This is a genomic window from Pseudoalteromonas sp. ABV4_021, assembly GCF_056159365.1.
This window is the reverse complement of the sequence record NZ_JBSWVB010000001.1, coordinates 1,378,106-1,391,545: the sequence shown is the minus strand read 5'-3', so window position 1 is coordinate 1,391,545 and position 13,440 is coordinate 1,378,106. Positions and strand designations below refer to the sequence as shown.

General features: G+C 41.2%; 11 protein-coding genes. 9 read left to right on the top strand and 2 right to left on the bottom strand.

Features of this window, described 5'->3' with window-relative positions:
* Positions 1–71: 71 nt before the first annotated feature.
* The 9 genes from ACXAFE_RS06585 (at position 72) to ACXAFE_RS06545 (ending at position 10,977) form a co-directional block, all read left to right on the top strand.
* Complete coding sequence (locus ACXAFE_RS06585) at positions 72–1,733, top strand: SulP family inorganic anion transporter (RefSeq protein ID WP_475150316.1); 1,662 nt, start codon at positions 72–74, stop codon at positions 1,731–1,733.
* A 73-nt stretch (positions 1,734–1,806) separates the two neighbouring features.
* A complete protein-coding gene (locus tag ACXAFE_RS06580; protein WP_394226323.1) occupies positions 1,807–2,394 on the top strand; it encodes a PilZ domain-containing protein in 588 nt (195 codons plus the stop codon).
* A gap of 60 nt (positions 2,395–2,454) precedes the next feature.
* On the top strand, positions 2,455–3,492 hold the full coding sequence (locus ACXAFE_RS06575) for an agmatine deiminase family protein (protein ID WP_475150311.1): 1,038 nt from the start codon (positions 2,455–2,457) through the stop codon (positions 3,490–3,492).
* Between the two features lie 2 nt (positions 3,493–3,494).
* On the top strand, positions 3,495–4,382 hold the full coding sequence (locus ACXAFE_RS06570) for a carbon-nitrogen hydrolase (protein WP_475150307.1): 888 nt from the start codon (positions 3,495–3,497) through the stop codon (positions 4,380–4,382).
* Positions 4,383–4,397: 15 nt separating this feature from the next.
* On the top strand, positions 4,398–7,865 hold the full coding sequence (gene mfd / locus ACXAFE_RS06565) for a transcription-repair coupling factor (protein WP_475150303.1): 3,468 nt from the start codon (positions 4,398–4,400) through the stop codon (positions 7,863–7,865).
* Positions 7,865–8,944 (top strand): CsiV family protein, encoded by a 1,080-nt coding sequence (locus ACXAFE_RS06560; protein ID WP_475150301.1) that lies wholly within the window; start codon positions 7,865–7,867, stop codon positions 8,942–8,944. Before mfd ends, ACXAFE_RS06560 begins: the two co-directional genes overlap by 1 nt.
* Positions 8,945–8,956: 12 nt before the next feature.
* The gene (locus ACXAFE_RS06555) at positions 8,957–9,205 is read left to right on the top strand and encodes a DUF3862 domain-containing protein (protein WP_475150298.1); all 249 of its coding nucleotides are present in this window, start codon (positions 8,957–8,959) and stop codon (positions 9,203–9,205) included.
* A gap of 238 nt (positions 9,206–9,443) precedes the next feature.
* Complete coding sequence (locus ACXAFE_RS06550) at positions 9,444–10,388, top strand: LysR family transcriptional regulator (protein WP_475150295.1); 945 nt, start codon at positions 9,444–9,446, stop codon at positions 10,386–10,388.
* A 136-nt stretch (positions 10,389–10,524) separates the two neighbouring features.
* Entirely contained in the window at positions 10,525–10,977 is a 453-nt protein-coding gene (locus tag ACXAFE_RS06545) for a hypothetical protein (RefSeq protein WP_475150292.1), read from the top strand.
* Here the strand turns inward: ACXAFE_RS06545 and ACXAFE_RS06540 are convergent.
* Positions 10,969–12,078, bottom strand: coding sequence for an isocitrate/isopropylmalate family dehydrogenase (locus ACXAFE_RS06540; RefSeq protein ID WP_475150290.1), 1,110 nt, complete (start codon positions 12,076–12,078; stop codon positions 10,969–10,971). The genes ACXAFE_RS06545 and ACXAFE_RS06540 overlap by 9 nt on opposite strands.
* Positions 12,079–12,132: 54 nt before the next feature.
* Complete coding sequence (locus tag ACXAFE_RS06535) at positions 12,133–13,242, bottom strand: DUF3083 family protein (RefSeq protein WP_475150287.1); 1,110 nt, start codon at positions 13,240–13,242, stop codon at positions 12,133–12,135.
* Positions 13,243–13,440: the final 198 nt, after the last annotated feature.

Sequence of the window (13,440 nt, the reverse complement as noted above, 5' to 3'; positions counted from 1 at the left end):
CCAGCTAAGCTACTGTAACTATTTAAACAGTCTAGGTAGAATACCGCGTCTGCAATATAGGGGTATGCCTTTTGTTCGAGCGATTTAAGCACTTTCAACTCCGTGGTGACTTATTTGGTGGTGTCACTACTGCAATTATCTCACTACCACTTGCCCTAGCCTTCGGTGTGGCGTCAGGCGCAGGTGCCGAAGCTGGTATCTGGGGCGCTATTTTAGTGGGTTTATTCGCTGCACTGTTTGGTGGTTCTAACTCGCTCATTTCTGAGCCGACCGGTCCGATGACCGTTATTATGACAGCAGTGCTTACCGCGATGATGGCCAAACACCCAGAGCAAGGCATGGCAATGGCCTTTACCGTGGTGATGATGGCCGGTGCATTCCAATTTTTACTCGGTTCATTAAAACTGGGTAAATACGTTACCTTAATGCCATACAGTGTTATCTCCGGTTTTATGTCAGGCATTGGTGTTATTCTAATTATCTTACAATTAGCACCGCTTTTAGGGCATCAAACACCATCAGGCGGCGTCGTCGGCACGCTAACGGAGCTCCCCAGTTTAATTTTCAACCTTCACTTTTCAGAATTATTTTTAGGCCTCGCAACACTGGGCATCTTGTTTTACTTCCCAAAAAAATACCGTAAATATATTCCCGCTCAACTCGTTGCACTTATCGCAATCACGCTTGTATCCGTTATTTTATTTAGCGATGAATCGATTCGCCGTATCGGTGAAATTCCGACTGGGTTACCTAATTTAGTATTTCCGACATTTACCGCCGACCAATTCGTTACCATGATCATTGAAGCCATGGTACTTGGCACACTTGGTTGTATTGATACCCTTTTAACTGCAGTAATCTCAGATTCATTAACGCGTCAAGAGCACGATTCAAATAAAGAACTGAAAGGTCAAGGTATTGCTAACATGATCTCAGGTTTGTTTGGCGCACTGCCGGGTGCAGGTGCAACCATGGGCACAGTTGTGAGTATTCAAGTGGGTTCTCGCTCTCCTGCCGCGGCAATTATCCGCGCCGTTATTTTGATGCTTGTAGTATTAGTTGCGGGCAGTTTAATTGAGCCAATTCCAATGGCGGTGCTTGCAGGTATCGCGCTGTATGTTGGTATCTCGATTCTCGATTGGAGTTTTTTACAGCGCGCACACAAAGCCAGCATGCAGCAAACCGCGATTATGTATGCGGTAATGCTACTAACTGTTTTTGTTGACTTACTTATTGCGGTTGGCTTGGGTGTATTTATCTCAAATATTATTGTGATAGAACGATTAAGCCGTGAACAGGCAAAACAAGTCAAAGCAATTAGCGATGCAGATGACGATGATGTACCGTTAAATAAACAAGAGCGCGCAATTTTAGACAAAGCAAAAGGCAATATTCTGTTCTTTTACTTGTCGGGTCCAATGATTTTCAGTGTATCTAAAGCCATTTCTCGTCAGCATTCTTCTGTACATAAGTACAAAGCGATGATCCTAGATTTAAGTGATGTACCAATGATCGATATGACCGTTGGCCTCGCCTTAGAAAATGCCATTAAAGACGCCATAGAAGCAGACTGTGAAGTCTTTTTATATTGCCCAAATAACGATGCTAAACATCAACTCGAAAGGCTTGGCATTGATGAATTAATCGGTAAAGAGCGTTTTGTAAATACACGACTTGAGGCACTTAATCAGTCGTTAGAAGTTATCGAGAACGTGCCGTTCACCGGCAGCTAACTGAAAGTTAAATAAATTCTTTGCCTGAACTCCCCTGTTCGGGCTAAGATTATTTATTATTTAATGATTTACAATGCATATGTCCGACCTCATCGAACAATTTAATCAATACTTTCAAATCGAACACGCAATTAGCGTTAACTTAGAACAGGTTAACGAAGATAAATTGCCTAGCGATGACAGTGACATAGACAAAATAATCCCACCGCTATTTAAACTAGCCAATGAAGTAAACGTGCTAGAGCAAACCGCCCTTCGCCCACTCAGACAGTTAGGTGATGTAGCCGATGATTTAGCGCAGTACCTTAAATTACAGTCACGTAAAATTGACCTTATTTTGTCGCATATATTAGCAACGGAAAATGAAGACGAAGCTCAGCTAGAAACGGTAAGTTTTGGTGGCAGCGGCTTTGTACTGCAAACAAACACTCGCTATACCCCAAACAGTTTTTTTCGGAGCAAACTGTTTTTAGCGGATGAAGCGGCAGCAGTGTTTTGCTTTACCCAAGTTGTGGATAGTGAACCGCACCAAGATGGATATAAGACACGATTTATATTCAGCCACATTCGAGAACAAGATCAAGAACTTATGGTTAGAGCAAGCCTGCATACACAAGCCAAAGTGTTAAAAAAGAAGCAATCAAAGAAAAACATCAATTAAACACTAATAAATAGTGTCGCCATTTGCTAATATTGGCCAAAATTACCCTTGTTAACTACTATGAACACTGTTTTTCCAGCTGAATGGGCATTGCAAGATGCCGTGCTTTTAACTTGGCCGCATAAAGATACTGATTGGGCCGATATTTTGCCTCAAGTTGAGCTCTCCTACCTTGCTATCGCAAAAGAAATTCTGTCGCAGCAAGCACTTGTGATTGTTGCGCATAATGATGCGTTAAAACAACATATTAGTACGCTTTTTCATAGCAACGATCTACCACTAGACAAGGTCCATTTTGTTGTATGCCCAACTAATGATACGTGGGCACGCGACCATGGCCCAATTAGCACATATCGTGGTGACACTCTTCATGCCCTTGATTTTACCTTTAATGGCTGGGGTAATAAGTTTCAATCAGAACTTGATAATGCGATTAATCAGCAGCTATTTAACACAGTATTAGCCAATAACGCTTCATCACAAAAAGTGCCGCTGGCACTCGAAGGTGGTGGTATTGAAAGCGATGGTAACGGCACACTGTTAACAACCAGCGAATGCTTATTAAACGACAATCGTGAAAACAATTTAAATAAAGCAGAGCTAGAAGCAAAGCTAACGGAATTATTAGGTGTTAATCACTTTCTTTGGCTTGATCACGGTTACCTTGCAGGAGACGATACCGACAGCCATATCGACACGTTAGTGCGTTTTGCGCCAAATGATGCCTTAGTTTACGTTTCATGCCCTGATCAAAACGATGAGCACTTCCAAGCGTTAGACGCAATGGCTAAGCAGTTACAGACATTCACTACAAAAAGTGGCGAGCCTTATACTTTGCACGCCTTACCTTGGCCACACGCGAAATACGATAACGATGGCGAGCGCCTTCCAGCAACCTATGCCAATTATTTAATTATCAATAACAAGGTATTGGTACCTACTTACCAAGATGCTAATGATCAAGCTGCACTTGATGTAATCGCAGCAGCCTACCCTCAACATCAAGTTGTTGGTATTGACTGTCTGCCATTAATTCACCAATTTGGCAGCTTACACTGTATTACCATGCAATTACCTAAGGGTTTTTTACGGAGCTAATTATGTCTCAAACGATTAAAGTTGCGGCAATTCAACATTCAAATAGCGGTGATTTACAGCATAACCAAGACAAAACCGTACTTGGCATAAAAGAGGCCGCAAAAAATGGTGCCAAGTTAATTGTATTGCAAGAACTGCATCGCAGCCTGTATTTTTGCCAAGTAGAAAGTACCGATAACTTTGACTTAGCAGAACCAATTCCAGGCCCAAGTACCGCGCTTTACGGTGCGCTTGCCAAAGAGCTAAATGTCGTTATTGTTACCTCATTATTTGAAAAACGTGCAACGGGCTTGTATCACAATACCGCCGTTGTACTTGATACTAACGGTGAAATTGCGGGCACTTACCGCAAAATGCATATTCCTGATGACCCTGGCTTTTATGAAAAGTTTTACTTCACCCCGGGCGATTTAGGTTTTCAACCAATCGAGACCTCAATTGGTAAACTTGGCGTGTTAGTATGCTGGGATCAATGGTTCCCAGAAGCTGCGCGTTTAATGGCGATGGCAGGTGCAGAGTTTTTAATTTACCCAACCGCAATTGGTTGGGATTTAGACGACGACAGCGCTGAACAACAACGTCAACTCGACGCTTGGGTTATTGCCCAGCGTGCTCACGCAGTATCAAATGGACTGCCTGTAATTGCCTGTAACCGCCAAGGCCATGAAGCCGATCCAAGCGAGCAGAGTAAAGGCATTCAGTTCTGGGGCAATAGTTTTATTACGGGTCCACAGGGCGAAATTTTGGCGCACGCGTCAAATAATGACGATGAAATCCTCTATGCCGATATCGATCGTGCACGCAGTGAATCCGTACGTCGTATTTGGCCGTATTTACGTGACCGTCGTATCGACCATTACCAAGATCTAACCAAATTATACCGAGATTAGTAAGGAGTGACATTAATGCAAAGTCAGTGGCTTAACTTACCCTGGATCAAAACCCAAAACGACAAAATTGCGTGGGGCAATTTAGCAGGTTCAGCCTTAAGTTTAGCAATTTCAGATGCGGTAAAAAGCCACGCTGGATTTAAATTAATTGTCACGCAAAACACGCAACAGGCACTTAAGCTTGAAGCTGAGCTAAATTACCTGTTGCCTAATATCCCAGTTAACTTATTTCCAGACTGGGAAACCTTGCCTTACGATCATTTTTCGCCACACCAAGATATAATTTCGCAGCGTTTAAGCCTATTAAGTCAACTTAGAAATCAGCATGACGGAGTGTTGATTGTGCCTATTGCAGGGCTTATGTTGCGCACCGCCCCGTGTGAATTTATTTACGGTAAGGCAATCAAATACAAAGTTGGTGACACGCTCGATAGCATGACCTTGCGCACCGCACTCGAGTCGGTTGGCTATATCAACGTACAACAAGTAATGGCCCATGGTGAATTTGCGATTCGTGGTTCCATCATCGATTTATTCCCGATGGGCAGTAATACACCACTGCGTATTGATTTATTTGATGATGAAATTGACTCGATTCGCCAATTTGATCCGGAAACCCAGCGCTCTCGCGAGAACATTCAAGAAATTGACTTATTGCCAGCGCACGAATTTGGTACCGACGAAGACGACATAGAACGTTTTCGTATTAACTATCGTGAAACCTTTGGCATGGCACATGAAAAAGGCTCTGTCTATTCACAAGTCAGCCAAGGTAGTTTGCCCGCAGGTATTGAATATTATTTACCATTGTTTTTTGATAACACCGCAACCCTGTTTGATTATTTACCAAGTGACAACGTTATTTTTACCTTGGGCGATATTGAACACAGCTGCCGTGAAACTTGGCAAGATATTGAAAAACGCTTCGAAAATCGTAAAGTTGATCCATTACGCCCACTACTCGAACCGTCAAAGCTTTATCTTAATGTAGAAAACTTATTTTCTGCGCTAAATGGTTCCCCTCGCGTTGCGCTCTCTCAAGCAATGCTTGGCACGAAAGCAGGCAATAGCAATATCGCTCTTGATGCTGTGCCTGATATCCGTGTAAACCATCAACTTAAGCAGCCGTTTGAACACGTCTTAAACTACATTAGCGCGTTAAAAAGTAATAACACGCGTATTTTATTTTCGGTAGAAAGTGACGGCCGCCGTGAATCATTATTAACTTTGCTGAAACCAACTGGGTTAAAGCTTTCAGAGTTCGAGTCTATTGATCAATTTAGTGCAGCAAACAGTGATGTTGGCTTAATTGTTTCACCGCTCGAGCAAAGTATTCACCTTACTACGCAAAACTTATGCATTATCACTGAGCAAGAGCTGCTTGGTGTAAAAATATCTCAAAGACGCCGTCGCAAACATAAATACGAAGTCAGTCAAGATTCAATTATTCGTAACCTTGCTGAACTGCAAATTGGTCAACCCATAGTACATTTAGATCACGGTGTCGGCCGTTACCAAGGGCTAGAAACCATTGACGCCGGAGGTGTCAGTACCGAGTTTGTTACCATTCATTATTTAAACGACGCGAAGCTTTATGTGCCTGTGGCATCACTGCATTTATTATCGCGTTATTCAGGTGGTGACTTAGAAACTGCTCCACTCAATAAACTGGGCTCCGAAGCGTGGGAAAAAGCCAAACGTCGTGCCGCCGAAAAAGTCCGCGATGTTGCCGCTGAATTACTTGATATTTATGCCCAGCGCGAAGTTAAGCCAGGTTACGCATTTAATCACGACAGCAGCGCTTATCGCCAATTTGCGGATAGCTTTCCGTTTGAAGAAACCGATGACCAACAAAATGCCATTGGTGCCGTACTGAATGATATGCAAAAAGCGCAAGCAATGGATCGTTTGGTGTGCGGTGATGTTGGCTTTGGTAAAACTGAAGTTGCGATGCGCGCCGCGTTTGTCGCAGTAAACGACTCTAAGCAAGTCGCGGTTTTAGTGCCAACTACCCTGCTCGCTCAACAGCATTTTGAAAACTTTAAAGACCGTTTCGCCAACTCTGCCGTTGAAGTCGCCTTATTGTCGCGATTTAAAACTGCAAAAGAGCAAAAACAAACGCTTGAAGGCTTAGCTGAAGGTAAAATTGATATTGTTGTTGGAACACATAAGTTACTGCAGCAAGACATTAAGTTTGATGATCTTGGCTTACTGATTGTGGATGAAGAGCACCGTTTTGGCGTACGCCAAAAAGAAAAAATTAAGTCGCTACGTGCTGATGTTGATATTTTAACGCTCACCGCAACGCCAATTCCGCGTACGCTGAATATGGCAATGAGTGGCATGCGCGATTTATCAATTATTGCCACCCCACCGGCTAAACGGTTAGCAGTAAAAACCTTCGTTCGTCAAAGCGACGATGAACTTATTAAAGAAGCAATCATTCGTGAAATTAAACGCGGAGGCCAGGTTTACTTCTTACATAACAATGTTGAAACCATCGACAGCTTTGCAAGCGACATTGCTGCATTAGTACCTGAAGCTAATGTTCAGTACGCCCACGGGCAAATGCGCGAGAAAGAACTCGAATCATTAATGTCGGATTTTTACCACCAAAAGTTTAACGTGTTGGTGTGTACCACGATAATTGAAACTGGTATTGATATTCCAACCGCAAATACCATTTTGATTGATAGAGCCGACCGTTTTGGCCTTGCACAATTACACCAATTACGTGGCCGCGTTGGTCGAAGTCATCACCAAGCCTACGCTTATTTACTGACACCAAATGAAAAACTGATCAGTAAAGATGCGAAGAAACGTTTAGAAGCGATTTCATCACTTGAAGATCTTGGTGCTGGTTTTACTTTAGCGACGCACGATTTAGAAATTCGTGGTGCGGGTGAGCTATTAGGTGATGAGCAAAGCGGTCAAATTGAGAGCATAGGCTTTAGCTTGTATATGGAAATGCTCGACCAAGCTGTTGAAGCGTTAAAACAAGGCAAAGAGCCAAGCCTTGAAAACTTGCTACGCAAACAAAGCGACGTTGATTTAAAAATTCCTGCGCTTATTCCAAACGACTATATTCATGATGTAAATACACGCTTAAGCATGTACAAACGTATTGCCAGTTGCACCGATAAAGATGCAATGGATGAATTGTCAGTTGAATTAATTGACCGATTTGGTTTACTACCTGAAGCGTTGCAAAACCTATTTGCAATTCAACAACTCAAAATTACAGCCTCAAGCCTTGGTATAACTAAGATTGATGCCAATATCAAAGGCGGTTATTTTGAATTTGGCCAAGATACTAAAGTCGATCCAAGCTTTATTATTGGATTACTGCAATCCAATCCGCAATTTTATAAGATGGAAGGCGCCAGTAAATTGCGTTTTATGATTGAAGAAAAGAATAACCAAGAGCGCTTAAAGCTCGTTACTGCAATGCTAAGAGACTTTGCCCAAAAGGTTGTAAAATAATGATAATAAAATATGTTTTGCCGTTAAGCCTGCTTAGCGCAAGTTTTATGGCCAGCGCCAATTTGCGTTGGTTTGATATTGAACTGATCTTTTTTGAAAGACCTACCGACAGCGAACTAAAAGAAGACCTTTCAGCCGAAGACTTCCCAGCGATTAACTACGCTAACAGTAAAGACATTATCGCTGAAGCCTATCAAGAACTGCAAAATGTGAAATATAAAGAATGCATGGGCATCGAAGTCGATAACGAAAATGGCGAACAGATTGACGGCCTTGACCAGCCTGCCATTAGTAACGATGACGTTATTGAAGCGTTTGAGACATCATCGCAAATTAATAACGACGATGAACTTGATAACTTTGCGCAGCTTGAGTGCCAACGTTATAGCAATGTAGCCGAATTAGACGCGTTACCGCTTACACCTGACGCACTGACGTTCGAACACACCGATTACATTTATTTGTTATCAAAAGAGCAGCTCGAGCTTAACGAAACCGTAAGCCGCTTAAAACGACGTGGCTTAACACCGTTATTGCACACCGGTTGGCGCCAACCTGAAAGTAATATTCGTAACGCAACACCTATGTACTTGTATGGTGGAAAGAATTTATCGGCAGTTATTAATAAATCAGAAAATGAGCAATCACTTGAACGAATGCTTAATGAATATATGCAATTTGAACAAAGCGAGGCAATTGATTTAAATGGCGTGCCGCAAAGTTCAGACATAAATGCATTTTCAAATGATATTGTTAACGACTTTGAAACGTTTGAAGACACTCCTAGTCCGCTTTTAACTGAACAAACATGGCAGCTACAAGGCAAATTTAAAGTATTTATTCGTCGCAATTATCTCAATATTGAAGCCGATTTTGATCTTAACGAGTTAGTGGAAGAGACCGTTGACAACATCAACTTTACAGATGGTGACAATGGCTTAGCTTTGCAACAACTCTCTGAAACTGTATTAAAAACCGAACGATTTTCACAATTCCGTCGTGTGATAAGCTCCGAAATACATTATTTCGACCATCCAAAGCTCGGCATTATTATGCAAATTCGTCGTTATAACCATTAAGGACTTTGTCTTATGAAAAAATTATTTATTACTGCTGCAGCACTACTTACGTTAACTGCATGTTCAAAAGTGACCTTAGAAAACTACGAAAAAATTAAAGTAGGTCAAGACAAGCAAGAAGTTGAAGCGATCCTTAGCAGCGCATCACAATGTGAAGAAAAAACCATGCACACAGACTGTACTTGGGGCAATGACAGCACAAACATTAAAGTAACCTTTGTAGGCGGTAAGGTAACCCTTTACTCAGAGAAAGGCCTTTAATCGCTTATTGCCGATACCGTAAAAAAGCCGTGCTATCTCGGCTTTTTTTATTTTTAAATAACGCTAAATTTAGCTAATACTAAACCCTTATTACCGCGCAAACAGATTTATTATTAAGCTAAGTGCATTCACATCTAACTGTTCTAAATACATATTTTAATGTGCGAGAAGCATCGCATAAATATTCAAATTGGTATAAGTTGTACTCTCATTTAACGCAAAGCTTGTACAGAAACTTATGAATATTCGCAATATTGACCTAAATCTGCTGGTATATCTAAACGTCTTATTAGAAGAACGAAGTGTTTCACGCGCTGCAAACAAGCTTGCTTTAACACAGCCAACGGTCAGCGCTGCATTAAAACGACTACGTGAATATTTTTCTGATCCTTTATTGGTTCGCACCGCAGGTGGCATGCAACCGACTGAAAAAGCACTAGCACTTAAACCGCAGATCAACGAATTTATTCGCCTCAGTGAATCGATCACCCAATCCGACAGCCAGTTTGACCCGATTACTGCGCAACACACCTTTAAAATTTTAACTAACGATTATATTGAAAGCTGTTTACTGTTTCCGTTTATAGCCAAAACCGCTGAGTGTTATCCGAATATTAGCTACAACATTACGTCCCCTGGCGACAGTTCACTTGGTGAATTGCAAGAAGGTAGTGTAGATATCGCAATTAACCGCTTTAAACAAGCGCCGACGTCATTTCACCAAAAACGATTATGGCGCGATAATTTTAGGGTGATCTGTCATCAGGATAATCCGTTTGCAGAAACGCAAGACCTTTATAGCTATTTAACACAGCCTCATATTTGGGTGAGTCGCAGTGGTATTATCAGTGAAAATCGCATTTCAAAAGATAGCCATCCTAGTAAGCTTGGCGAACTTGACGAAGCCCTTTGGCAAATGGAAAAAAAGCGAAATATTCAAGTCTTTACCCGCCATTTTCAAGCACAAGCGTTAATCACCGGAAGTAAAAATTTGCTGCTTACTATTCCTAACCGCTTGGCATTGTCGAGTTTTCAAAACGACCCCTTAGTTACCCTGCCATTGCCATTTCAAATGGTGCCGCAAGAGATCAGTATGGTTTGGAGCCCCATTAAGCACTACGACCCAGCGCACACTTGGCTGCGCCAGCAACTGACAGAGTTTGCATTGAGTTTACCGAGTTAAACTTAGGTTTAGCACAGCAGTATAGACAATATCTATATCAACAATTGAATTATTCAATTTTTAAATTTTATTTAGGTTAGTTACTCTTTTTGTTAAGGCAAATGCCAATTTATCAACAAAAACGAGGAACATTACAATGAGCTCAGGTCAATTTCATAAACATCAATTCTTATACATTGAAGAAAACTTATTTAACCAGTTAACAGCAACTTACCATTTAGATAACGCAGAATGTCAGGCGCAGTTTATTGAGAATTACATCAAACTATTGAAAGAGTTTGGTGGCAAAATCAGAAAAGCGATTAATAAACCGTGCGAACACACGATTAGTAATGAATCACTGTGTGAACTTGCTAGTGTTACAACACCAAGCATTACGGCTCGCCTGTTGGCTGGTGAAACGTTAGAAATCAAAGATAAATATAGCTGCCCAACACCAACGTTAGTATTTGCAGCTTTTATTGCTGCCGCTGGTAATGCGCAAGTTGTTGATGTTAAAAACATTGATGCCGAGCTGCTGTCGGTATATCAACAATGCGTTGATTACTTGCGACCGCTTTATCAATCACAACTAAAACTATCAGCCTAATGTTGAGGCTAATGTTTCTTGAAATTGCTTAAAGGATATCGTGTTATCCTTTAAGCTTTTTTCCGCCTCAAATAAACCCTTTGTTAGATAGTTAGCCGCTTCTAAACAACCCAAATGATAAAACAGCGAAACAACTGCATTTATCAGTGCTACTGGGGTTATCTCATCACTACCTACTAAACTGTGCAACGGTCCGTGTTTTGGCTCAAAAATACAAATGTCATTGCCAAAATTAGTTTGGCTTACCTTGTTTATTTGCCCTAAGCTACCGGTAAAATATTCATTTAAAATAGTCGCTAAATAGTTAGCTGAAATATAAATGGTATCGCCCTGCTCCGTGTGGTTTTGAGTGAAAAACTGCAGCAAAGAGCACACATCAATTGCAATATCATCAACATATTTTGGCAATGAATTTTCGTCTGAATTTTGACTGTAACGCTTGATTGAACTGAGCGCCCAACGCACGACACTGCCCTCAGAAATCGGTAAACTATTGGCATGGTGCACTATGGTGATGCGTTTAATATTACGCAATTTTGCGAGCTCAATTGCAGAAGATAGCAACATATCTACGCCATTTTCTGAAACATACTTAAGTGCCATCACACTTTTTTCTGCCAGTGGCACCTTATTGACACCGAGCTCTTCTTTTAAAAATGTCGCAAGTAAATTGCCATCAAATGAATCCGTTTGCCACTCAAGCTTTATCGGCAAATCTTCACTGTTATCGCGCAGTACATAAAAGGAGTTACCATTATGTGATACATATCGTGTATACGACGTGCGCAATCCAAGTTCGTGGCGTAGCGCGACATTAAGTGATTTAAAACCATAACCTATCGGTGCGGTAATAGGCCCTATTAATGCGCATTTGTATTGTTCGATTACATTCAGTGTTTCTTCAGGAAACCAATCGCCTTGATACTGTGCTGCGGCTTTCTCACCACAAAGTACAGCTTTCCAAATAATTCTACGCTGCTCGCCATAGCACTTTTTAAGCACCTGGTCAGCGACGGTACGGGCGTAGCTCATTAACTCAGGGCCTACACCGTCACCTTCAACGTAAGGTACACAAAATTCTTGATTGGGTTGGATTGTCATAGTGCGGTTGATAAGTTTATTTTCCTACACTATGACAAATATATAAGCTTAGGTTCAAGCTTTATAACTAAAGTGTTGATAAAACCTTAGTAACATGGCTTTGTCGTGTTCAGCTAGGTGCAACTTTTGGCCAAGTTTATCAATCAATTTAATCACCTTGTTAATGTAGGCAGCATACCCTGCTTTCACTACACAGTTTTCAGGCATGTAAAATACTAAATAGGCGTTACTATTGATGTAATCGTCGTCAATTAGTTGGATCACTTCATGTTCTGTGTTGCCAAAATTTAAACTCACTAGCTCACCGTTTTGATTAGCACTGCCTGAGACTAAGTTTGACTTAACAACCGGATAGCGATTCGATGCAACATAAGCTAAGTGACTGACACCAGCTTCTTGTGCAAGTTGAATAAGCAAGTGTGATACTTCACCATGCATCTGACTGACATCGTATTCATGATTCAGCACTTTTTCACTCAGTAGCTCACTAAAATTGGCTTTTACTACGATAAAGGCCTTACTGTTGCGCTCTTGTGGTAAGGTTAAACCAGAGCTTTCATAACGTTTTTCAATAACACGAAAACCATGAGCTTTAGATTGGGTAGCCGATGAGTGCTTTTCAAGTCCGAAACTAATGTGTTGGTGGTCTTGCAGTTTAATTGCATCAACAAAGCTAAACGCCGCTTTTATTTCATTTACCAACATCACAACTTTTTGATGAAATAACGCTGCATTTTCTCTTAAATTTTCACCGGTAGCGAAACACACAAGGCGAAAAGAGTGGATTGCATTTGCATCGTCTGCACTTACACCCACCACGCCTTTACTTTTTTCTGGGTTGTAGTAAACGATGTGCTGCTCATTAGTGGTGTTAATTTCATTATCAACACCATAACGTACGCGAATAAATTTGTTTGACGCAATCAAGGCAACAAAGTCTATCTCGTGATTTGCGACAATACGTCTTACCTTGTTAAGCAACAACGAAAGTAATTCTTTTGGCGATGGGTTAAGTGTTTTGTCAGATAATTGTGCAACAAGCGCGTCATTTACCGCGAGCTCCGCGATCACATACTGATTGTCCCTTGAATCAGCCGGTACATAAACGCGATTATCTTGCTGCTTATTACGACTAATTAAACTTCTATTCCTGATGATTCCCATGTGCTTTCAACTCAATTGTGGATTTGCCGAGAGCTTAGGCGGGTTTAATGACAATTAGTTTGCAGTTTAGTGACAGGTAAATTAAATAGGCAAGCAATGCATTCTAGAACTAGCTTACAACGCGTTTTATTCGATAATTGATACTTAATATTACAATTGAATGACATAGCGATGATCGTTTTGAGAATAAAAAAGCCG